This window comes from Labrys neptuniae (assembly GCF_040797145.1).
Classification (GTDB): domain Bacteria; phylum Pseudomonadota; class Alphaproteobacteria; order Rhizobiales; family Labraceae; genus Labrys; species Labrys neptuniae.
The window spans coordinates 1-22,169 of sequence record NZ_JBFNQD010000032.1; the positions used below are offsets into that span (position 1 = coordinate 1).

General features: G+C 59.2%; 23 protein-coding genes and 2 pseudogenes. 6 read left to right on the plus strand and 19 right to left on the minus strand.

What is annotated here, in order from left to right; all coding sequences use genetic code 11:
• Positions 1-166: 166 nt before the first annotated feature.
• Both ABXS05_RS34140 and ABXS05_RS34145 read right to left on the minus strand, forming a co-directional pair.
• Complete coding sequence (locus ABXS05_RS34140) at positions 167-562, minus strand: VOC family protein (RefSeq protein ID WP_367626985.1); 396 nt, start codon at positions 560-562, stop codon at positions 167-169.
• A gap of 59 nt (positions 563-621) precedes the next feature.
• Positions 622-1,044 (minus strand): tautomerase family protein, encoded by a 423-nt coding sequence (locus ABXS05_RS34145; protein WP_367626986.1) that lies wholly within the window; start codon positions 1,042-1,044, stop codon positions 622-624.
• A gap of 117 nt (positions 1,045-1,161) precedes the next feature.
• Here ABXS05_RS34145 and ABXS05_RS34150 point away from each other — a divergent pair, with 117 nt between their 5' ends.
• The gene (locus ABXS05_RS34150; RefSeq protein WP_367626987.1) at positions 1,162-1,761 is read left to right on the plus strand and encodes a TetR/AcrR family transcriptional regulator; all 600 of its coding nucleotides are present in this window, start codon (positions 1,162-1,164) and stop codon (positions 1,759-1,761) included.
• A gap of 238 nt (positions 1,762-1,999) precedes the next feature.
• Here the strand turns inward: ABXS05_RS34150 and ABXS05_RS34155 are convergent, their stop codons facing one another.
• Entirely contained in the window at positions 2,000-2,275 is a 276-nt protein-coding gene (locus tag ABXS05_RS34155) for an alpha/beta fold hydrolase (RefSeq protein WP_367626988.1), read from the minus strand.
• Positions 2,272-2,832, minus strand: a complete 561-nt coding sequence (locus tag ABXS05_RS34160) for an alpha/beta fold hydrolase (protein WP_367626989.1) — start codon at positions 2,830-2,832, stop codon at positions 2,272-2,274. Before ABXS05_RS34160 ends, ABXS05_RS34155 begins: the two co-directional genes overlap by 4 nt.
• Positions 2,833-3,084: 252 nt before the next feature.
• Between ABXS05_RS34160 and ABXS05_RS34165 the strand changes: the two genes are divergently transcribed.
• Positions 3,085-5,244 carry a TonB-dependent receptor gene (locus ABXS05_RS34165; RefSeq protein WP_367626990.1) on the plus strand — a complete coding sequence of 720 codons (2,160 nt, stop codon included), beginning with the start codon at positions 3,085-3,087 and terminating at the stop codon, positions 5,242-5,244.
• An 81-nt stretch (positions 5,245-5,325) separates the two neighbouring features.
• Here ABXS05_RS34165 and ABXS05_RS34170 read toward each other — a convergent pair whose 3' ends face one another.
• Positions 5,326-6,147: an AraC family transcriptional regulator gene (locus ABXS05_RS34170; RefSeq protein ID WP_367626991.1), complete on the minus strand. Its 822-nt coding sequence runs from the start codon at positions 6,145-6,147 to the stop codon at positions 5,326-5,328.
• A 188-nt stretch (positions 6,148-6,335) separates the two neighbouring features.
• On the opposite strand from ABXS05_RS34170, the gene ABXS05_RS34175 reads away from it, so the two are divergent.
• Positions 6,336-6,734, plus strand: a complete 399-nt coding sequence (locus tag ABXS05_RS34175; protein WP_367626992.1) for a hypothetical protein — start codon at positions 6,336-6,338, stop codon at positions 6,732-6,734.
• Between the two features lie 30 nt (positions 6,735-6,764).
• Positions 6,765-7,175 (plus strand): hypothetical protein, encoded by a 411-nt coding sequence (locus ABXS05_RS34180; RefSeq protein ID WP_367626993.1) that lies wholly within the window; start codon positions 6,765-6,767, stop codon positions 7,173-7,175.
• 647 nt (positions 7,176-7,822) lie between these two features.
• Here ABXS05_RS34180 and ABXS05_RS34185 read toward each other — a convergent pair.
• The 6 genes from ABXS05_RS34185 to ABXS05_RS34210 form a co-directional block, all read right to left on the minus strand.
• Entirely contained in the window at positions 7,823-8,032 is a 210-nt protein-coding gene (locus ABXS05_RS34185; protein ID WP_367626994.1) for a hypothetical protein, read from the minus strand.
• Between the two features lie 59 nt (positions 8,033-8,091).
• Entirely contained in the window at positions 8,092-8,301 is a 210-nt protein-coding gene (locus tag ABXS05_RS34190; protein ID WP_367627020.1) for a cold-shock protein, read from the minus strand.
• A 299-nt stretch (positions 8,302-8,600) separates the two neighbouring features.
• Entirely contained in the window at positions 8,601-9,263 is a 663-nt protein-coding gene (locus tag ABXS05_RS34195; RefSeq protein WP_367626995.1) for a GAD-like domain-containing protein, read from the minus strand.
• A gap of 43 nt (positions 9,264-9,306) precedes the next feature.
• A complete protein-coding gene (locus ABXS05_RS34200) occupies positions 9,307-10,167 on the minus strand; it encodes a polymorphic toxin type 15 domain-containing protein (RefSeq protein WP_367626996.1) in 861 nt (286 codons plus the stop codon).
• Positions 10,164-11,120 carry a DUF4123 domain-containing protein gene (locus ABXS05_RS34205; protein WP_367626997.1) on the minus strand — a complete coding sequence of 319 codons (957 nt, stop codon included), beginning with the start codon at positions 11,118-11,120 and terminating at the stop codon, positions 10,164-10,166. The genes ABXS05_RS34200 and ABXS05_RS34205 overlap by 4 nt, the downstream gene beginning before the upstream one ends.
• Positions 11,120-13,615, minus strand: coding sequence for a type VI secretion system Vgr family protein (locus tag ABXS05_RS34210; protein ID WP_367626998.1), 2,496 nt, complete (start codon positions 13,613-13,615; stop codon positions 11,120-11,122). The genes ABXS05_RS34205 and ABXS05_RS34210 overlap by 1 nt, the downstream gene beginning before the upstream one ends.
• 250 nt (positions 13,616-13,865) lie before the next feature.
• Between ABXS05_RS34210 and ABXS05_RS34215 the strand changes: the two genes are divergently transcribed.
• A complete protein-coding gene (locus ABXS05_RS34215; protein WP_367626999.1) occupies positions 13,866-14,450 on the plus strand; it encodes an AP2 domain-containing protein in 585 nt (194 codons plus the stop codon).
• An 8-nt stretch (positions 14,451-14,458) separates the two neighbouring features.
• Positions 14,459-14,686: a hypothetical protein gene (locus tag ABXS05_RS34220; protein WP_367627000.1), complete on the plus strand. Its 228-nt coding sequence runs from the start codon at positions 14,459-14,461 to the stop codon at positions 14,684-14,686.
• 55 nt (positions 14,687-14,741) lie between these two features.
• Here ABXS05_RS34220 and ABXS05_RS34225 read toward each other — a convergent pair whose 3' ends face one another.
• The 8 genes and pseudogenes from ABXS05_RS34225 to ABXS05_RS34260 form a co-directional block, all read right to left on the minus strand.
• On the minus strand, positions 14,742-14,945 hold the full coding sequence (locus tag ABXS05_RS34225; protein ID WP_367627001.1) for a hypothetical protein: 204 nt from the start codon (positions 14,943-14,945) through the stop codon (positions 14,742-14,744).
• A 310-nt stretch (positions 14,946-15,255) separates the two neighbouring features.
• Positions 15,256-15,657, minus strand: coding sequence for a single-stranded DNA-binding protein (locus ABXS05_RS34230; RefSeq protein ID WP_367627002.1), 402 nt, complete (start codon positions 15,655-15,657; stop codon positions 15,256-15,258).
• A 465-nt stretch (positions 15,658-16,122) separates the two neighbouring features.
• Positions 16,123-17,073: pseudogene (locus ABXS05_RS34235) on the minus strand (helix-turn-helix domain-containing protein); the annotation flags it as partial.
• Positions 17,074-17,276: 203 nt separating this feature from the next.
• A complete protein-coding gene (locus tag ABXS05_RS34240; RefSeq protein WP_367627003.1) occupies positions 17,277-18,383 on the minus strand; it encodes a nucleotidyltransferase family protein in 1,107 nt (368 codons plus the stop codon).
• A gap of 181 nt (positions 18,384-18,564) precedes the next feature.
• A pseudogene (locus ABXS05_RS34245) lies at positions 18,565-18,798 on the minus strand (IS110 family transposase); the annotation flags it as partial.
• A gap of 128 nt (positions 18,799-18,926) precedes the next feature.
• Positions 18,927-19,823: an efflux RND transporter periplasmic adaptor subunit gene (locus ABXS05_RS34250; protein ID WP_367627004.1), complete on the minus strand. Its 897-nt coding sequence runs from the start codon at positions 19,821-19,823 to the stop codon at positions 18,927-18,929.
• Positions 19,820-20,035, minus strand: a complete 216-nt coding sequence (locus ABXS05_RS34255; RefSeq protein WP_367627005.1) for a DUF1656 domain-containing protein — start codon at positions 20,033-20,035, stop codon at positions 19,820-19,822. The genes ABXS05_RS34250 and ABXS05_RS34255 overlap by 4 nt, the downstream gene beginning before the upstream one ends.
• On the minus strand, positions 20,032-22,146 hold the full coding sequence (locus tag ABXS05_RS34260) for an FUSC family protein (RefSeq protein ID WP_367627006.1): 2,115 nt from the start codon (positions 22,144-22,146) through the stop codon (positions 20,032-20,034). The genes ABXS05_RS34255 and ABXS05_RS34260 overlap by 4 nt, the downstream gene beginning before the upstream one ends.
• Positions 22,147-22,169: the final 23 nt, after the last annotated feature.

The window sequence follows — 22,169 nt, forward strand, 5'->3', positions numbered from 1 at the left end:
ATATATGAGCCCTGTCGAGTTCGAGGAGAAAGCTATGTTAGCTTAACCTGGTGTCCGAAAAACCGGCAGCAGGCCAAAGGTCGCAGCTACCGTTGGGTCGCGCGCGACCTTGGCCTCAGCAAGAATACAGTGACCAGCATCGTCCAGCGCCATCGCTTTGAAGACCCTAAACTGTACAGTCCAGCATCCACTGAACCCCGTACCTATCCGTGAGCTTGCCATAGTAGCTCCCCCAAGGCTGCATCGCGAGTGGTGTCGTCACCTTGCCACCAGCCGCCAGCCTCGCAAACAGGTCATCCGTCCGACCACGATCATCCAGGATGAGAATATGGGCCGAGCCTCTCATCGGCTCTGCGTCGTGATTGTCCGAGGCGAAGAACAGAATTCCCGGCCCCTCGAAACGGGCATGCATCACCTTGCCTTTCATCTCCTCGCTGGCGAGAGGAATGCCGTGATCTCCGTGGCGCATCAACATCGTTACCCGACCAAGGCCGCATTCCGTATAGAAGGTGAGCGCAGCATCGCACTGCGTGGTGAAGAAGAGATAGTTAGCCAGTTGCATAGATCAATTCCTATTGCTGCCGGGCCTTCCGGCCCGGCTTTTCTGGGCGTCCAATGTGGTTACGCAGCCGACCCCGTGATGGCGCCGATAAGGTCGGCGCTATCATAGCTGCGGCCAGCAATCCCCCAAGCTCCCTCAGGTGCATAGACAATGTTCGACCAAATATATTCGCGTCGGAGCCGCCCGCCTGCGGCTCGTTCGACCACATCGGTTGCTTTCTCGATAAAGGTCCGCTTGGCTTCCGGCGTCGCCAGGGCGATCTCGGGCAGTTTCAGTTCGACGAACGCCGCCTCCGCTGGTTTCCCGGCCACAAGCACGTGCTCTTTGGGAAGGACATTGATCGAGCCGACAACGTTCGACGTCATGAACGCATTTCCATTGAGGCCGGAGACCTCGAGGACGGCCTCTGTCAGTCCTGCAAAGGCCTCCGCCTGCGCCGTAGGCGACAGCAGGCCTTCCGGGATGGTCAGTGTGATGGGCATGGTCTCTCCTTGTTTTAGACAAGTCCGAGTGCGATATGTACCGGACGCTCTCTATCAATAGAGAGTGAAAACTCTCTATGCAAGACAAAAAGAGCGCCTGCTCTTTATGAGGTTTATATGCGCTACAGCGCTGAACATAAGAAGCGTACCCAGGCGAAAGTCATCGCCGCTGCTGGGCAGGTGTTTCGTAAGGAAGGATATGGTGGCGCGGGCATCGACGCGCTGACAAAGGCAGCAGGAGTGACGAACGGCGCCTTCTACGGGCACTTTCGATCAAAGAGCGAGGCCTTCCGCGTCGCCGTCCTTGCCGGGCTAGAAGAGTTGCGTCTGGGAATATCAGCCCTCAAGGCCGAACATCCACAGGGCTGGCTGAAAAACTTCGTCAATTATTATTTGGGATACAAGCGGACATGCGATCTCGGTGAAAGCTGCACGTTGCCAAGCTTGTCGGCCGACGTCATGCGCACCGACAACGAAACCCGAAATGCCTATACCGAAGAACTCGAGCGCCTAATCACGGAAATCGCTGCGGGCCTCCCGGAAGGTGCGCAAACTGATCGTGAAGATACCTCGCGAGAAGATCGGGCTATTCTATTGCTCGCCATGCTTACCGGTGGTGTCACTCTCGCTCGGGCTGTATCGAATCCTGCGCTATCCGAGAAGATTGCCGGGCTTGTAACGGCGGAAGCGCTACGCGGGGGGAGACCGGAAGCGTAAGGCAGCAAGCCAAGGGGCCAACCTAGTCAAAAGCTTAAAGTGTCATTCCGCCCTCACCCGGAACTGCCCCCTAATAGAGGAACCGAGCGCAGGGATCGCCCTATCTTCAGTTTAGCCTTGGTATGCAAACCTAGTGGGCCGCACAAGACGCTCTACAACCTCACCATGAGCTGGAGCGGAGATTACCGATCAAGAACGTTTGGTAGAAGAATTGACGCGCCGTGGCGCTTCACGTTGCTTAGTTTTGTGTCAACGCATTGAGCAACAATCTGTGGAAGTGCTCAGGCTTTTCCATCTGCGGCGCATGCCCGAGCCCCGGAAACTCAACCAAGGTCGCGTGGGGAATTATCGCAGCGATCTTTTTGCCAAGTACATTGTAGTGCCCGATTTTCGACTTCACTTGGGGCGGCGCCACATCGCTCCCGATCGCGGTCGTATCAGCATCTCCGATCATCAGCACGGTCGGAACTACAAGGTTCTTAAACTCATACACCACTGGCTGAGTGAAAATCATATCGTAGATGAGGGCGGAATTCCACGCCACCAACTTGTTGCCGACCCCTTATTCAGGCCAGCGAGCATATCGACCCAGCGGTCAAATTCGGGTTTCCAACGCCCGGCGTAGTAAGTGTTACGCTCGTAGTTGCGGATGTCAGCGGCTGACAGCTTCAGTTCGCGAGCATACCATTGGTCCACGGTGCGATAGGGAACGCCCAATGCCTTCCAGTCTTCGAGGCCGATAGGGTTGACCAGAACCAGCTTCTCAACCCGCTTAGGATATAGAAGGGCATAGCGCGTGGCGAGCATGCCGCCAGTCGAATGAGCGATGAATGTCGCCCGCAGGACACCGATTTTGGCGAGCAAAGCCGCGGTGTTCGCTGCCAGTTGATGGAAGCTGTATTGATAGCTCTCCGGCTTTGTGGAGGTGCAGAAGCCAATCTGATCTGGCGCAACGACGCGATAGCCAGCCGAGGTAAGCGCCTTGATCGTGTCTTCCCACGTCGCAGCACAAAAGTTCTTGCCATGCAGAAGGACGGCGGTGCGGCCGTTCGGCGCTTCGGAAGGGAGCACCTCATTACATGGAAAACTCCAGTCCAGACTGAGCTAGTTTTGCGGGAGCACGTCAGGTCGTCACCAACATACCCAGCCTGCTGACGTCTCCATTGCGACCCGCAGCAACACGGCCGAGACCGCAGTTTGGCCGGATAGACATACAGATTGGCGGGACAGAGAAATCTCGTTCAGCAAACTCCAGTTTATTCAGGTGTTAATGCGGATCACTCGCGATTTGTCGACCGCATTTTACTGGAGGCTGGGTGACAAATGACTGATTTAAATAATTACAAACTGCGTACACGCTCAATATATTTGCTTGCTACGTTTCTTGCTTCAGGATGGGGCTGTGCCGCCGAGGCGCAAACGGCATCCGCTGAGACAAAGCCCGTTCAAACGAATGCCGAGGCGGACGTTATAGTCCTCGATCCTGTGGTGGTTACGGCTCGAAAAACTAACGAGAACCTTCAAAAGGTCCCCGAAAGCATCACCGTAGTTCCCCCGGAAAGTTTGACGGCTGCACCATTCGATCCAGGCGCTGCCATTGCCCGCAATTCGCCAAATGTGCAGTGGATCAACAGAGCCGCAGGTTCGCAGTTTTTCTCTATTCGCGGCGTGAGTTCGCTCGGAACGCCCGTCAATTTCTCAGATGGCACGGTCGCGTTCAATATCGACGGTGTGCCGAATACATTAATGAGTGCCTCCAACGTTCTCCTCGATGTCAGTCGAATAGAGGTTATGCGCGGCCCGCAGGGCACATTATGGGGCAGCAATGCACTCGGAGGCGCCATCAATGTCGTTACCAATCAGCCGGACGGGGTGCGTGATATCCATGTGACCAGCGAGATTGGCACAAACGGCTATCGCATGGGTGAGATGGTTCTGGGCGGCAATATTATCCCGGGCGCACTTGATGGTCGCATGGCCATACGTTTCGGTCACCAGGATGGCGACGTCCGCAGCTTGTTCACCGATAAGCTCGGCGAGCGCGATATCGCGGCATTTCGTGGCGGGCTGCACTTCACCGGAATCGACAATACGACTGTCACGCTTACCGGCAGCTACCTCCGGGATGAAGGCAACGCGCCGTTCTTCCTCCTACGCGATACGTCACGATTTCCAATTAGCGGAACCTTGTCTGAACCGAGTTCGCGGACCACCCAAGGTGGCGCTACGCTGACCGTGGAACGCGAATTCGACGCTTTCAGGGTCACCTCCGTCAGCGCCTATCAGCACAATGAGATGGACGGCAAGACCGACAATGCCGACAAGCTACTTTATGACAGACTCGGATTTCCGGCTTTCAGCTCGCGTGGTGATCTCAAGGATAAAGAGAACGTCTTCAGCCAGGAGTTGCGACTGAATTCGCTTGAAGGCTCTTCGATCCGGTGGGTCATGGGCGCCACTGTTACTCGCACCGAGGGGAGCCGTGCATGCATCGGCCAGCAATGCGCGCCTGCGCCCTACTTCGACACCATCACGATGAACACCGACCTCAACAGCACCAACCTCGGCGTGTTCGGTGACATCTCAATTCCGTTCGCAGAGCGATGGGAGTTTTCGATCGGCGGTCGATTGAGTCATGATGACATCGAGCTCAAGCGTACCAACTCAAGGAATATTGCCGACCTGACAGGCTCGAACTCGACCTCGCAAACTTATCCAACGGGCCGTATGGCGCTTTCTTACAAGTGGTCGGATCAGATTCGGACCTATCTCTCGCTGGCGCGCGGACATGCCACTCGTGTCTATCCACTGTTCGGTTACCCGGTGAAGGGCGTCGTAGCCGATCCATATCCAGCGGCGACAGGTTGGACATATGAGGCAGGCATGAAGGCAAGCCTGTTCGAGGACCGCCTCGAGCTCAATGCCAGCGTCTATCACAACGACATCAAGAATGGCGTCATGAGCTACCTCGATCCTGCGCTCGGGGCGTTCCGCACAACCTACCAAGATTACGCGACCAGTGGCTTCGAGCTTCAGGGCCGTATGCTCATCTCGAATGGGCTGACTCTGACGGGCGGCCTCGGCTACACTCACAGCGAGCTGGGAACCAATGGCGCCAACACCAATACTGTCGCCGGGAACGGCGTACCCAACACACCGAAATGGACCGCCACGGCAGGGCTGCAATACGATACCTCGGCCAGCGCCTTGAATCTGCCGGGTTCGTTGTCCTTTGGGGTGCAGTATCAGTTCACGGGGAGTCGTCCGGCGGATGTCGACCATTCATTCGATCTGAAGCCCTACCATATTGTGGATGCCCGGATCGGATGGAAGAACGATGCTGGCGATCTGGATCTTTATGCCTTCGGGCGAAATCTCCTCAACGACCGTTACGAGACGTTCGGCTCGGTCTATGGTGGCCTCGAAACCGTGGCTGTCGGACCAGGCCGAATCGTCGGGCTCGGGATGACAAAGAGCTTTTGATCGTGAACACGTCGAGTGTCGGGACAGCCGCCCTGCCGAAGCATTCGCTATTCGACGATCTTGGATGAAACCCAGCAGTTCCTATCGCTCGCCATGATTGCGAGGTGCAGGCCTAAGACGCTCCAACAGATAGCGGCTCGGCGGCTTGCCGACCATCTTTCGGAACATGGTCACGAAACTGCTGGCGCTTTCATAGCCGAGATCCATCGCGACGGCCTGGACTGTCTGGCCGGCGCTCAGATGCCGCAAGGCGAGAACAACATGCAGCTGCCGGCGCCAGCGGCCGAAACTCATGCCCACCTCTTCCGCCAGTATACGGCTCAAGCTGCGCTCGCTGAGCGCGATGCGGGAGGCCCACTCTGCGACCGTGGCGTGATCCGCAGGCGCCGCGATCAACATGTCGGTGAGCTTCTTCAGGCGCGAATCGCGAGGGATCGGGAGGCGGAGATCTTCGACCGGTGCCACGGCCAACTCATCGATGATAACGGACACGATTCGGCCATCCGGGCCATCGACGTCATAGCGCTCCGGAAGCTCGTTAGCCCGCATCAGCAGATGGCGGAAAAAGCTCGACACCGTGATCGTGCAGCATTCGCTCGGCAGGTTCGGAGCCTCAGAAGGATCAATGAAGAGGTTGATACACTCCACCTCGCCGGAGCCGAAAACGGTGTGGGGTAGCCCGCCGGGAATCCATACGGCGCATTGCGGCGGCACGATCCAGACAGCGTCCTCAACCTTGCAGTTGATGATGCCGCGGACCGTAAAGAGCAGTTGCGCTTTCTTATGCTGGTGTCTCGACGATTGCTCCAGGCTTTCGAGATTAGCGACGGCGTTGGCCGCTACGAGAACGCGCGGAATCTCGTCGACGTAGGAAAGCCAATCGCTACGGACATCTAGATACATCAAAGGCCTCGGCGGTTTCGATCTCGGCCGGATTAAAACATAAAATGGCAGAATTACGCAATGACGCCAAGAACCGAAAGACCTATTGTTTTCGTGCACGAGGGATATGCCGCGCCTACGACACGCTCATTTTCGAAAGGGGCGGCGCGCGACTGCCCTATCGACCAAATTCGGATAGGAGTGTCGACGTGATCGAAACGAAACCAGTTAAGCTCGCACTCGCGTGGCTTGTCCCAGCCGTCGGCGCCGCGATCTTCGTCACGATTCAGTGCTTCTCTTATCTGAACGGCTACGTCAGAAGCGGCGGGACAATGCAGGCCATTACGTTTGGCCCCGCCGCGTTGTGGGGGGTATCTATTTTTTACGGCGCCTGGGTGGTCCCGCCGTTGCTGGCACTCGCCGGGAGACGCACTGCCGACTGGGTCATGATTCTTCTCGGCGGAGTGCTTTTCTCTCTTAGCACGCTCGCTGGCATATTTGATGGTTTACGCGACGGCGGTCATCTCGTTGCCTTGGAACTGTTGGCCGTCACGCTTCCGGGCGCAACTGCGCTGACCATGTCGTGGCGGCACGTCCGCTCGAATTGAAAGCATCCAATCCCAGCAAGGAGACGATACATGCCTTTGGACAGCACGAACTTCCCGCTCGTCTGGATGAGTTTCGACAAAGGTCTCGATCACGACCACGACGAGGACTTCGAGGCGTTCGAGGCGAATCTGAAACGCGGCACGCCGTTCGTGATCTTGGCCGATTCCGCTCCGGCCGAAGACCACGAGCATAGCCAGGAAGAAAAGAAGCGCACGTCGCTGTGGATGAAGAAGCACAAGGTAGAGCTACGTGCGCTCGTGCTGGCGATGATCGTAATCGAGCCTAACGCTGCCAAGCGTCTGGCGTTCAAGGCGTTCGGTGTAGCCTTCGCCAAGTTCTGGGGCTATCCGATGAAGCTTGCCTCGTCACGTGAGGAGGCCATGGTGATTGCTGCGGACCTATTATGGGGAGCTGGCCCGGCCAGGGCGTTGTCACATTAAGTGTCGGCGGACGCCATAAGCTCGTCATCGTCGCAATTGCACGAAAGCTGGTCACAATCGCAAACGCCATCCTTAAAGCGGCCACTCCATGGCGCTCAAACCCAGCTACCTAGACACAGTTGCTAGCCCGCGCGAGCCCAACTCCGACCTAGCGTCTGGTTGGTTCAAGATCGAGAAACGTCAAGGTTCCGTAGCCAGTTTGATCGAAGCCGCCGCCGTTCGGCCCATAGTCGCCCCCGCCACATTCCGTTCCGCTGCGTAGCGTGATCGCGGCGATCTTGGGTGCGGCGAGATGACGGCGTTCGACATAATGCCCCTAGATCAGCGTCCAGACCGGCCTGACCTATCCGCGTCCAGCCGGCGAAATCACCGATTGCGTGGCCAAGCTATCGTGGAAGGTCGTGTAGGGAACAGCTCATTGACATGATCGTAATATGCGGCGGCGCGCCACCGGGATGAATCTGGGCCCATCGCTCCCCCAATCTGCCCCTATCAGGGCAGGAGAAGGATTCCGGGATCGGCGGCCCCCGGGTAGTCCGAGAATGGGCAACAGGTGTTGCCGTTTCGGCATCACGCTATCGGCACCCCGGGCGTGGCCTGACATCCCTGCAAGGACAGAACGTGACCAGTCACCCAATATTGGGGAATCATTTCATTCCGAAGAGGTCGTCCGGCGTCTCGCCATAGCGGCCGAGGATCTCAGCATCGTCGAAGTAGCCGATGTCGGGATCCCCGCTACGCGAGAAGGCAATGGCCCCGACAATATCGTCGTCACCTCGCCAGCGACCAACGATGGCCGCGGCCTGAGCGCGCCCCATATCGCCGGAGGCTGCGTCCTCCCCGTCGATGGCCAGCAACGCACCCTCCTGCGTCCGAACGAAGGGCAGAACGACATAGTAGGTAAGTCGGGCCATGGTCACAGGACCTTCAGATTCCCGGCCTTGGCCTTGCCCGTCTTGCGGTCGGTCACAAGTTCATAGGCAACCTTCTGTCCCTCGTGGACATCATCAAGGCCTGCCTTCTCAATCTCGCTGACATGGAGGAAAACATCGCCCCCTCCGTCATCGGGCTGAATGAAGCCATATCCCTTCTGGGCGTTGAACCATTTGACGGTACCAGTGGGCATCCGTGGATCCTTGCGCAAACGAGAACGGCGAACGCTAACCTGAGAGGCATAGCAAGCCAACACGGATTTCGACGGGCTGCAGATGGACTCAATGGCCTTGAGCGGGCTCGAGCGAAGGAAAAAACCGACTTCGACAGGCAGTTTTTTGGGTTCGAGCGTGGTGCCCAACTCTTGATCAGTCCGTTTAGCCAGAAACGTGGCCCGAGCGATCGGCTTTTCGGTCTCCAATCGGAGGAAAGAGACATCGGCAGGTAGTTCTTGCAGTTCGCCATTGACGCGATTTGCATGCACTCTGTCGCCTACGGCGACGACGTCTGTCCGAGTTTCGAAAAGTCGATAAGTTTAATGGAGCCAAGCTGCGACAGAAAGCTCATATGCTCCAGAGCACTATAGATGGTTAGGCTTTTTAGATCCGGTGTACCGCCTAGGGCGAGAGCAGGTCTGAAGGCATAAATATGGTCTGGAGTTAGGCGCCCCAGCTTTTTTAAAGCTCGTTTGAAGAGTGGCTTTCCGTCCTCGTCGTTTTTGTCGAAGCTCTTTCCATCTAAATTCATGAGGACACTAGCAATTACAATATCTTGCTCATTGGGATCTTCTCGCCTGAAATAGCCGGCGCACGACATTCTCAAATCGATGAGGTCGAGGTCGATCGTAAAATACTGCTTGTGCCACAAAAGCAGTTTTCCGAACGCGGAAAAGCCGATTGGGCAAATCAGTTTCGGATCGAAATCCTTGTCGCCTTTGAATATCTGCTCAATGAGCGGCTGGTAAGCTGTGGGATTGCAGAACTGGAAATAGCCGTCGAGAACGAGGCCGAAACCGCATTCTTTCCAGAAATCGAGCATAGAGGGGGGGACGATCTCGCGATATGCGGCAAGATCTGCATCCGTAGGCAGAGCGGCGCCACCTTCCGGCCGACCAAAGCGACCGATGATGTATTGGAAGTGATCATTCAGCGCCACGATTGTATCCCCTCTTATTGCACAACAATCTCATTGTAAGCCTTCAAGACATATAGTCACCCGTGCCCTGTCCGGGATCGGGCACTAGTTCTAGGGGGTCGGAGGGCTTCACCGGCTTCGAGGAAGGATCGCCACTTTTGCTACCGTTCTCTGGGCATACCTCAAGTGTCACATTTGTTTTTTTCCCCTGTTTTTTGGCATCCTCAGCATGCTCTTTCAGAGCGTTCCGACGCCCCTTCTTACCCCACTGTGAACCGATTGAGCGATTGTTGCTGCGGTCGCCCATCCCTCCATTGTCAGGCGAAAAAGTTCCGTCACCGCCCACGCTCAAATCCGGTGTGTGAAGCGCATCGAGAGTGCTAGCTTCCCTCGCTGCTTCCTTTGCTGCTTCCTCAGCCGCATTTGGCGTGCCTTGCTTCAAATAATCTCTCGTAAGATCACGAGTACGATTGTCGACGTACTGATCACGAATATCCTGCCGCGCTCTAGCATCTCCGGGGCCTCGCTTGACCTGACCGTACTTCGCCATGTTATCAAGCAATTTGTCTGGAGGAATCTCGTTAATTGCTTTTTGCTGGTCTTTAAGTTGCTTCTCGAAATCAGCGCGCTGTTTCTCGTCACTCCCTTTAGGCGGCTCGAAGCATTCGATTTTCGTGCAGGTTTCGCAAGGCTTGGCTCTGGCCTCTGCCTTTGTCTTCGAATCTGCGTTGGTGTCGGCCTGCTCCATTTGGGTCGCGATCCAGCCGGCTGCTGCTCTTCCCGCCATTTCGCCGGCCTTGGAGCCGATCGCACGGCCGATATAGCCGCAGATCGGACCGCAAAGCATTGTGCCGAGAGCGCCTCCACCGGCGCCGCCCACCATGCTGCCGCCCCAGCCTAGTGCCGTGTCGAGTGCACCACTCATGCTGGCACTCCCTTCCCGTAAGTGCGCAGCGCATCAATGGTGTGACGCATGAGAGAGCGGACCTGTTCGTCGGGGCTCTCCTCGCCATTTTGGATGTATCGCCGGATTTCCGGAATTTCGGTGGCCTTGTTGTCGGAGACGATGTTCAGATAGGCCCAACGCGCCTTGCCGGCTTCGGTTTGAATGCCGAGTTGATGGGAGGTCTTTTCGTTGGCGAGGGTCGCCCGCCAAGCCGTTTCGTCGGATATACCCGGTGGATTTGGAGGAATGTTCTCCTTCAGATAGCGTGCGATGCGCAGTCGGGAGGAATGCACCATAACCTCTTGCAATCGCCCGATCTGATCAGACTCGATGCGCAGCAGTCCTCTTGCCGGTTCTGGCCAGTCCGTGCGCTTGGTAGCACGCTTGAGACCGCCATAATCGGGTGCGTTCATCAGTATGACTTCGGCCGGACCAAAGACGCGGGCAAACTGCGCCCCGCTCAGCAGCGGCAGCACGCTGGCGAACACATTTGGGTCCCAATGACGGAACAGGACACGCCGGAACTCTCCTGACGGCCTCTCACCAATGCCCTCGCCTGAGGCGGTTTCGGCGGGAATCAGGATTTCATTGATGGTGCGCAGGTGACGCCAGAGGGCCATATCTCCGCCCGGGCAGGACCAAAACACGGCGCAGGGCTTCGCGAGGGCCAGATCCGCGACATGGTTCAAGGTGTCATCATCGACAAGCGCCACCAGCCACGGGCCGGCCAGTTCTATATCCTTGTCGGCATGATCGAGGAACAGCGACCGGCAGGCGATATTTTTGCGCGTGAGATCGCCCGGCAGGTCGTCGAACAAGCCACCGTCCAACACGGCGAAGAGCGGACGCGGCATCTTGCCGAGCGCCTGACGCAGGGCTTCGGCCGTGGCCTCTGGATCGGGCAGATCAAGATTGGGGATTTCTTCGGTCATCAGAGCACCACGAACGGCGTGGAATTGGCCGCCATGCGCCTGAGGCACTGCGCCGGCGGTGAGGGAACGGCCCCCGGCACAAGCGTCGGCACATAGAGGATCGGCCCCGGCCCGACCGTGAGCTGCGCGCCGCCGCCCTTGACGATCGTCATCGTCGGCGCCTCGATGGTGACGATGCCGGACTTGTCCATCTGGAAACGGGTCCCGCCAACGGTGATGACGAATTTCTCGCCGGCCTTGATCTCGAAGGTCTGACCGACGTCGATGACATTGGTCTTACCGACCTTGGTCTCGAAGGCTTCGCCGACTTCGAGCTTTTGGGCCTTACCGATTTCGACCTTCGATGTCTCGCCGACCTTAAGTGCATGCGCCTTCCCGACGTGGGTGACGAAGGAAGCCCCGACATGCGTGACCTTGCTCAATCCGATCTGCTCGGCGCGAGCAATACCGATGCTGTCATGCTTGAAGGTGCCAGCCACGGTGTACATCATGCCCGGCAGGGAGAAGAGGCCACCGACATCCTGCCCCATACCGGCGCCGGCGCCCGCGAGCGCCGTACCGGCGTCCGCTCGAGGATTGGGGCCGGAGACCACACCGTCACGCGCGTTCAAGCCTCCACGAGACAGGAAGCCGAGAGCCGAGGAGCCCACCGACATGGCAAAGGAGGCTAGCTCCGGGCCACCGCCACCCGCGATCTGGCCCGCCTGCTGCAACAGGCTGGCGGTTTGCCCCGCGAGCCCGGCTACACCGGCCAATGCGCCAAGTGCGCCTGCGCCGGTACCGCCCACCGTGAGATGATAGGAGCCGCCGACCTCGTGCTTCTGATTGTTGGCGACTTCGACCGCCCGGTTGCCGCCGACTGAATGAATATCGTGGCTGTCAATCCGGGCGGTCCGGTCGTTGAGCACGCGGGTGGTGTGGTCCTTCTGGGCATGGAAGAACATGTTCTCCCCACCGGTCTTGTCTTCCAGCGAGAATTCGTTGAAGCCCGTGCTCTTGTGCGAGTTGGAGCGAAAGGTCGAACGTGTCTTATTCGCCGGCAGTTCGTAGGGCACCTTCTGGGCAGCATTCGGCACGAGGCCGACAACGAGCGGTCGGTCTGGATCGCCGCCGAGATAGGCAACGATCGCTTCCATGCCGATGCGCGGGATTACCTGACTGCCCCACGTTCCCCCGCCCCAGTTCTGCGCCACCCGGATCCAGCAAGTGTCGCTGCCATCCTTCTTGGCGCGCCGATCCCATGGAAACCAGAGTTTCACCCGGCCAAATTCATCAGGATGGATTTCCTCACCGGGCGGACCGGCTATGACGGCGATGTCGGTGCCGTCGATCCGCGGGCGCGGCGTCGTGCGATGCGGTGTTGCCGGGACGCGCGACGGCAGGGCGATGAAGCGGTTGGAATATTCCGGGTCACCGTCATTGGTTTCGTAGGAGCGGTCACGGGCGGTGTGCACGATCTGGAAGGTGACATGCTCCTCGAATTCGTTGCCGGGATTGGCCACGTCGTAGGGCTTGAAGCGTTGTCCGGGAGCCAGCGTGCGGACATTGGACGCTGCTTCCACCCGCTCGTGCTCGGCCTCGGCCGCCTGCATCCTCAGCTTGGATAGTGCCTCGACCGTCCCGCGGTCGATCTGCGCCGAGGCGCCATCACTGCCGTAGCCGCCGACCATCGGATATTCGAAAAGTTCGTAGGCCTCGTTCCCGGGCAACGAGACCAGAGAGGGCGTGTCGGCGGTCGGGACGCTGGAAGGGGTCAGGAAATTCCAGTCGCCTGCGCTGCGCTTGCCCGGCACATAGTGGAAGCGCCGTTCGAGCTTGGTGATGTGGTTGCGATCGGTCGAGCCGAGGGCGTAGCGGACATCGGGTTCCGAGCCCTTGGTATAGCCGGAGACATGGGAGGCGATATGCATGACATGCTTGGCTGCAACCGATCCGACCTCGCCGCCCGCATGTTCAAACCAATAATACAGCCCATCCTGTTCGAGGCGTCTGGTCAGGTAGTTCCAGTCACTTTCATTATACTGGACCGAAAAAGTCTGCGGTTTCGGCGGCGGGATAGCTCCATTCACGGCCGGTGCAATGAGCTTGTGCTCGGCCAGCAAGGTTTGCGCGACATCCAGTGACGATTGATTTTGCCAGATGCGACAGTCCGTCTTTTGCGTCAGGAGCCAATGGCTCGCCCGCACCACGAGCTGGTAGGAGCGCAGGCCACGCGTTACGGCCGGCCCCTCCACCAACGAGACGGTCAATCCGTTCCATGTGCGGCGCCCGCCTTGGCCAAGTTCGAGCGACAGATCGACGAGGCGGCCCACCAGTTCGTCCGGCCGGATATCGGTGCGCTTGGAGCGAACCGCGATCACGATCGTGAAGAGATCGTTGATGGCTTCGCGGATCTCGACGTGCTCGGGCAGCAAGACATCGGCACCGAGCGGGGATTCCACTCTCAGGATGCGGCTCGCCTGAATATAGGCAGCACTAGCGGCGTCTAGCTCCACGACAAATCCCCTACGTCATAGGCAACAAATTAACGAACAAGAGCCTATTAAACGCAGATGTAACATGCAATTGGAATGATTATGGAGGAGACATGTACCAGTATCATCCACTCCATTACAAACTGATCTTGGTAATAAACTACCTGTGTGGGTAATTCGAACAAACCGAACTTGTCTTGCCGGAAGCGTAACTTTCTTTTCTTTCTCGGAAAGTTTTCTCCGACGTCGACAGGCATTGAGGGGGATGTGCATGAGGCGTAACGCCACCCATTCCGATAGGGTTCAAGCTCCGGCCAAGCCACGGCCGAAGGCTTTCCACAACGTGGACATGTACGCGATTTTTCGCGTCGAACGGCCGGCCCACGGTCAGGATGCTTGGCTCGTCAATTTGAGCCGAGGCGCACGTCCCATCCGCAAATCCTTCAGCGACTATACCTATGGCGGCAAGGAGCCAGCCCTGTTCGTGGCGCGCGCCTATCGCGACGCAGTGCTTAAGATCGTACCACCGCTCACCCATCGCGACATGCGGATGCGTGTGCGCAAAAATCGACCGGAAGGCAGCATAACTGGCGTTCACTTCAAGCCGGCAAGCGGCTCCCGCCCGGCCTATTGGATCGCCCGAATCGAGGTCGAGGCTCTCGAGCATAGTACGGCAAAGCGCAAGCGGCGCTGTTTGACGCGACACTTCAGTGTCGCCAGATATGGGGACGCCGAAGCCAAGCGCATGGCGGAAAACGAACGCATCCGCATGGTGATGGCCGTCGACAACGGCGAGGATCCAGCTCTGCGCAGTCCCGCCGGCCTCGCGCTGCACGAAATTCGGCACGAGTTATAAGGGGCGACGTGCAGGGTTTGGAAGTTCTCGTTCTGTGGGGATTTGCCGCTCTTGGCGTCTATCATTTGATTTTTCGGCTGAAACTCGCTCTAGCCAGACAAAAAGCTGCGGCGAACAGCGTGCGGGATGCGACTAATCAACTGCGTTTCGTGATGGCGGCATCTTTCCGTCAGAAGAAGCTGATGTTCCAGCGTGAGTACCGCGTTTTCAACTTAGCGCGGGCTTGCTGCCTATGATCGGTGCCGAGCAAAGGAAGTGAGACAGGCGCATCCGCGCCTGTCTCTCGAAGCCTCAGAACGGGAAGCCTACGGCCGGAACCGGTTCAGCCGGCTTGAGGAAGGCGGCCCAGAAGCCCTCGGCTTCCTCGGCAGCCAGGGCCTTGCGGGCTTCCTTCAGGGCGTTCCCGATCGCCTCGCGTTCGATGGGATCGAGGCAGGTTTTGTATTCGGCGCGCAATTCTTCGATATGCTGCTCAAGGCTGAATTCGTAGGTCATAGCGTCCTCCTTGGTCTTGATGACGGGAGGCGGGCACGGTCGCAGCGAAGACAGGGTCGAGGAGCGCGAAGCGGCCGACGGAGTCGGCGAGTGGGGGAGCCGAAATTCGCCAGAATTTTGGGGGAACCGCTCGTCCTTGAGGCTGGCTGAGCGAGCCGTAGACTTGGATGTCAGAGAGAGAAAGAGAGCGCGGCTCCATCAGCGCCGGCAGGCGCGGGGCCGCTCCGGTCCGGCTGGCAAGCCGGAGTGTTGAAAGCCAAGATCACATGAGAACCCGGCGGCTTGCGCCGCCGGGTTTCTGACATTCGGCTCAGAATGGGATCTCCGAGTCGTCGTCCTGCCGATCCTCGCCGTTTTCGGTCTGCTTGGCCCGGCTCAGGAAGTCGACCGTCTCGGCGATGATCTCGCAACCGTAGCGTTCGACACCGTCCTGGTCGGTCCACTTGGTGTAGTGGATGCGCCCGCGAACCAGAACCTTCATGCCCGCCTCGCAATATTGCCGGATGGTCTTGCCGAGGCCGTTGAAAGCGGTGATGCGGTGCCATTCGGTGTCCTGGACCCGGAAGCCCTCCTTGTCGCGGATGACCTTGCCTTCGGCGTAGCGGGGACGCGAGGTGGCGAGGGTGAAGTGCGTGATGGCGGTGCCGTTCTGGGTGGTGCGGGTTTCCGGGGCCTGGCCGATGTTGCCGGCGAGAATGACGATGTTCTGCATTGTGGGTCTCCGTTGCTTCTCGAAGGGACCATTCCCTCCGACGAGACCCGGCCAAGGCCGTCGGGAGACGTCTGCACTGCCACTCGGGTGGCAGCTCGACCCCCAAGGTCCGCAGTGGTGCGGGCAGGCGCTTGCGCCAACACGGTGCGGAGCCGCGGGGGTTGCTGGGGGATCTCGAACGGACTTAGGGGATCTGTCAGTCGGAGGGGTTGGTGCTTTTGAGAGCGCGACCTCGGGGATACACGGCAAAACCTTTGTCCTTGCCTGCCATGATGATGCGCCTAGTTCCCCGAAATCCCCGCCCAATGCCGAGGGGCTCGACCGCCTTCCACATCGGGCCAAAGTCGAGACTGGCAACATGCTCAGTCAGTCAAGCATACACCTGACTGGAGGGATACTTGAGTACGTGCCGATGTCCGCAGCTTCCAGGGCTTATGCCTCTTCGCCAGGAGGAAGAAGAAGCTCGACATGACTGACCTCAAGGGCCTGTGCCAACTCATAGAGCGTGATGATGGTTGGGTTGCGCTTACCCCGCTCCAGGTTGGAGAGATATTGCTGGCTGAAGCCCGAGCGCGCCTCGACCTCTTCCTGCGTCAGGCCTCTTTCCTGTCGCAGGCGAGCGAAGTTCTGCCCTACCAGCTTGCGCATATCCATGCGCCAATGGTTGGCGTACGGCGGCGCATATGTGTATCCGCGAAAATAGAGATCCGGCGATCCGTCCGGCAATGTGCCGGCTCGGATGGGGTTGAGATCATCGACCAGGAAGAGGAAGACATCACGATCGGAGGCATAGAGCGTGGTCGTGTCCTTGGTGATGTCGACACGCGGATTGTAGATGCCCGTCGACCAGTCGAGAACGCCCGGCACTTTCCAACGCGTATCACCGGTGCCGTTGCCGGCAATGCGCTGCACAGCCTCGACCAGTTCATGATCATAGATGCGTCCATAGTCCGGGCCCGTCACCGCCCGCAGCTCGACCCGGCCATTGTCGGTTACCAATGACTTGATCTGCTCGGTCCGGTGCGAGGTCAGACCATATTGCAGATTGATGCCGGCGAGCGCCGCTGGGAGCTGACGCAGATAGGCAGCCGGTGCTCCGACCTGGCTTGCAAGCTGACCGAAGCTCCAATGGGTGGGTGCAACGGGCACATCCGCACCTGGCAGGATGAGAGACAGCCGCTCGGGATCCTCCCGGCTTGCCTCAACCTGGATCAGCGCGCTCTCGACCACCTGCGTCCTGCTGCGCTCAGCTCTCTGGCGAACGGCAAGGCCGAGCTCCGATAGCGACAGATATCGCTCGTCGCCGGGACGCGAGAACCACTCGGAAGACACGCGTCCGATCCGTTCACCACGGCTCACATCGACCTTGTATCCACCGCTGGCGTCGCGATGGGTATCAAGAACCTCATTGGTCATGGAACCAATCTCCATGACGGGCGCCGGAAGCCTCTCTCCCGGCAACCAACCCGTCACGAAAATCCCGTCCACTCTCTCACTCTAACGGGCCCTATGGCACTGCCTTACGCAAGAGGACACCGATACCGGCCAAGGAACGAACGCTTTCCAATCGATCGTTAAATCGTCAACTTCCCTCGTGCGCCAGACTATCGAGGGCATTGTCATGTCTTTGCGGTCGATCCTGTCCCGTTGAAACCATCCAGTTTTGCGCCGGTCGAAGCCAGGCCGACCTGGATTGTCGATAAGGCTGACGTCCGCTGCCTTTCTGGCAGCACGTTCAGGCCTTGCTGGATGGCTGCGCGCCAATTCGGGCCCCGATTCCAAGCCTCGGTGAGTGCTTCGGCAAGGTCGTCCCCACGACGGGTTTCGCCGAGGGCCTCGATCAGCAGGCTCGCCTGCTGGATGTCTTTTTCACGTTTTGCAGCACTGCCGGCATCCGATTGCCGCCGTGAGGCGACAATCAATTTATGCACCGCATATCGCTGCGGCGACGGCACGACGACCGGGACACCGGATCGGTGGAGCATAACGGTGCGGACCGGCTCCTGGATCAGGAAGTCGAGAAAGCGCAAGGGCTGGGCTGACGCACCTCCCAAGGCCGGCATCGGGCTGGCGCGATCGGCATAGTCATCAGATCCGCGGTTCGGTGTCAGGAATTCCACCTTGTAACGGGCGGCATTCTCGAATTGCGTCACACGCGCGGGATCCAGCCGGTGGGGGATCGCCCGAAAGCTGGGATCGATCGCCTTCAGAATATCGAGAACAGGGGGAAGAGTATCCTCGAGCGACGATGACACCGAATAGTGCTGGGCGAAGTCGGCATCACCTGTCTGCAACGACGCACCAGGCAAGCGGACGCCAAGCAGGCCGGCATAGGTTTGAAAAGCAACCGTGCCGACGAGCAGTCCTCGTAGACGAAAAATGCCGGCATTGCCCATTGCCTCGACGATGTCGCCGGTGAAGCGATCGGGCGCCGCCAGGCCGGCGTCCCGGGTCAAGGAGGAAACAAGCCTGCGGCGGGCGCGCAGATCACCTTTGATTTCCTGGAAGGCCTCGACCCTTTTGGCAATATCGGGATCGTCCGCTGCACCCACATATTTGCGGGTTTTCTTTGGCTGCGTCTGTTCGAAATACCAATAGTTCCTGCCCTTGACGGGTACGCGCACGAAGTTGCCGGCAATCGAGAAATCGGTCTCAAACGATGCATCGAGGCTGCGCTGCACCAATTCGGCGAACATGGTGCGGTAGGCAAGGTCAATGGTTTTCATGTGACCTCAAGCTATAAGATTTACTGTAAGATCTTATAGCTGCCACGCAACAATAGGGCAAGGCACGTTATAAGATATTTACAGAAAACATATAGCCTCGCTCGTGACTCGACTACCGCCAAGCGCAGTCGCGCCACCGCGTCGCGATAGCGTTGAATCGCCCTTTCGTTCAACTGGTGCACAGTGAGCAAGATTGGCGATACAATCCATAACCGGTTGGTCCTGCCTCATAGCAGAAATGCAATTTTTGATATTCTCCGGTTAGCCTGGCTACAAGACGTCGCACGGCTTCAGGCGTGTTTTCTATGTCCCCAAAGAAGCGGACTTCTCCCTGGCGGCCTTCTTCGGCTAACGCCACGGCGATTTTCAATTTAGAGGTATCGAGACCCACAAAAGCTCTGTCGTCCTTGTGCATAGCCCATCCTCCCGATCACGGCTGAAGGCCGGCCTTCCGGCCTAATCGCCGCGAAGAGTTTGGGCGAGCGATCGCCGCGGGGAAAACGAACATACGGTCTGCCAAAATAGTTCTAGACCGTCACCATCTCAGTTCGCCGCGCTCGCAGACTTGGCGCTAGCGGGGATGATCTCGACGGTCGCGGTACTGCCGGAGATCAGCCTGATGCCGACGGGGACGGGGTCGATGCGGATGCGGACCGGGATGCGCTGCGCGAGCCTGACCCACGAGAAGGTTGGCACGACTTTCGGCAAAAGATTGCCCGTTTCGCCGCGCTGGTCGTCGGCGATGGCAGCAGCGACGCTCTCCACGCGGCCGGTAATCTCGCCATCGTGCCCCATCAGCCGGACTCTGGCTCGGTCGCCGATCGCGACCTGCCGCAGTTTCGTCTCCTCGAAGTATCCCTCGATGCGCAGCGAGGCGGTGTCGACAAGAGCCACCGCCTGTACCCCGGCCGCCAGAAAGTCTCCTGGATGAATGCCGAGATTGGTGACGATGGCGTCAACCGGAGCCTTGACCGAAGATCGCGCCAGATCGAGCGCGGCGAGGTCATGCTCGAGTTGGGCCTGCCGATAGCTCGCCTCGGCCTGCCGGGCGTTGGCTTCCACCTGTTCCAACTTCTGCTGGGTGACGCTCGCGTCCCCGAGCTGTCGATAGCGGACGAGATCGCGACTGGCCATGTCTAGAGCGGCCTTACTCCTGTCCGCTTTGGCTTCCGCCGTTTTCAGGGCAAGCGTATAGCGCGCCTGATCAATGCGGAAGATCACGTCGCCCGCACGAACCTGTTCATTGTCATGCGCCAGCACCTCGCTGACGAGGCCGGACACGTCGGGCGCGAGACGCACCACATCAGCGCGCACGCGCCCGTCCCGTGTCCATGGCGTCTGCTCGTAGCGCCTCCACACCGGCAGCCCGACTAGAGTGGCGGTCGCGACGAGGCAGAGGGTCAGGGCGTAGCGGCCGAGCAGGGATAGAAAAGGCTTCATTGAAATAACCCGATCGATGGTAGGTGCTGCACGAGCAGACCGTACACGATGGCGAAGGTGGCGAGCTCGACGAGCGACCGGTATGCGAACACGCGATAGATGCCCGCGACGGAGAGGATGCGGATCACCGCAATGGTGCCGGCAAGCGCGGCGAATGCGAGCACCAGCAGGCCGGGGATGAGGACGCCGCCAACATTGAGATCAACGATCATGAGCTGCATCCCCCATCTGCCGTGCCACTCGAAGCGAGCGCGAACCGAAGGTCGATGAGGAGGTCGAGCATCCTCGAGCGGTCCTTCATCGAACTGACGGCGATCATCGCCGCCAACGTCTCGATGCGCCGATCAAAGCCGATGTGATCGACCGATCCCGTCAGGCTTCCAGCGCTGAAGCGTGCGGCGATCGTGGAAAGAAGTTCGCTCACCTTGTCGCCAATGTCGCCCTTGACCTGTGGGATCGCCGTGCGAAGCTGACCAACGGCCTGACCGATGCGAAGATGGTGCAGGGTATCGTCGAGAACGTCCAAATCGTCCTGGTTTGACACCCGCAGCCTTGGGAGGAGCAGCGCTGTCCGATCGATCATGAGGCTCCTCCAGTGCGCCTCGTCGGGCAGGCCGCCAAGGGCTCGTCGGCTGACATCCCTCCGACTTAAGCGAAGCAGCCGGTTGATCGCCGCGTCGACCGGTATGGTCTGGAACAGGGACATGCTTACGACCCCGAATCCGGTTGCCGCAAAAAGCGCGGTGATGGTGTTGAGGGATTGTGCGAAGTCGCCGGTGTAATTGGCGCCTAGACCCGAGAGGATCGGGATGGTGAGAGTGATGCCGAGCGCCATGAACGTCGTCGAGGGACGCGCTTGCAGGGAGCCGGCGAACAGGAAGGCGGGGGCGAGCACCGCGACAAGGACGGCGAAGTCCGTGACCTGGGGAAGGATGACGAAGCTGTAGGCGAGGCTGATCGCCACCCCATAAAACGAGCCGACTAGGTATTTGATGACGTTCGGCACTGGCGCGTCGACATTCCCGAACAATGCGCAGCATACGCCGAAGATTGAGATGGCCGTTCCGCCCTCTGGCCAAGCCGACCACACCCAGAGGGCACAGCCGATAAGGATGCCGACGATGGCACCCAGCGCGGCCCGGCCTGCCATCCAGGGATCGCGGTGATAGACGTAGCCGGTCGCACGCAGCGCCCCGTGGAGCGATGCCGCCTCGCGCGATCGGTCGGCAGTCGCGACATTCCGCCCAAGCCTGTCGCAGTCTTGAAGCAGGCCGATCATTTCGGCCAGATGACCGGCGAGATTGGCGGCGAGCCTATCGCCAGGGGTCGCGGCCTCCGCGCTGAAATGTCTCTGAAGTGATCGCGCGCGGGCGATCAGATGGACTGCGGCGTTCTCCCGCGCGGTCGCCTCGACGGTTGCGATCCAGATCCCGACGTCACCGAGGAAGGCGATCAGTTCGATGGGCGGGTTGTCGCCCTCAGCGCCAAGGAAATGGATCCGGTCCTCGATCTCGGTTGCGAGCGGAAGCAGTCGGGCGAGCCGGTCATGGAGCAGTTGGAGCTTTTTGGCATCCGGCGTTACGGGCGCTGCGTCATACGGCAGGTGCGTTGCAAACCCCTGCAGGGCGAGGAGGTCCGCTGCGAGCTGGTTACGCTCGCTGCGATTCGCTCCGGGCGTTCCATTCAGCGCATCGCCTGCCAGCCGACGGACATCCCGCAGCATTGCCGACAGTTTGACGGTGAACTGGCCGGTCATGTGCTTCGGCAGGACGTAGCGATGCACCAGGACGGCGCAAAGTATCCCGATCAAGATCTGCTGGACCCGCACCGAGGCCGTATCGAAGATCGCGCCGGGATCCTGCACGCTGGGGAAACCGATCAGGCTCGCTGTGTAGCCGGCCAGAACGAAGGCGTAGGCTCTTGGTGTGCGATCAAGTAGTGAGAAAAAGAGGCAAAAACCGATCCAGCAGGCAAGAACCGCGCTGCATGCGATCGGATCGTTCACGAAATTCGGGACGATCGCTACCGTCGCCACGGCGCCAATAAGCGTCCCTGCGAACCGATAGACGCCGCGGCTGAGCGATGCGCCTGCGGAGGTCTGAGAGACGATATAGACGGTCACGATGGCCCAGAAAGGTTTGGGCAGCCCGATACGCAGCGCAATGTAGTAGGCCAGCATCGCCGCGGCGAAGCTCTTCACCGAGAACAGAACCGCATCCGCATCTGCCCTCGTAGCGGGGGCTCGCCAGTAACGCGAAGCCGCACCCGCTATCGCGGCGGCGGCTTTCCCTATCGATCTGTTCGCTGAAGGTTCGACGCTCATGCGACGCATTATCACTGCATTGC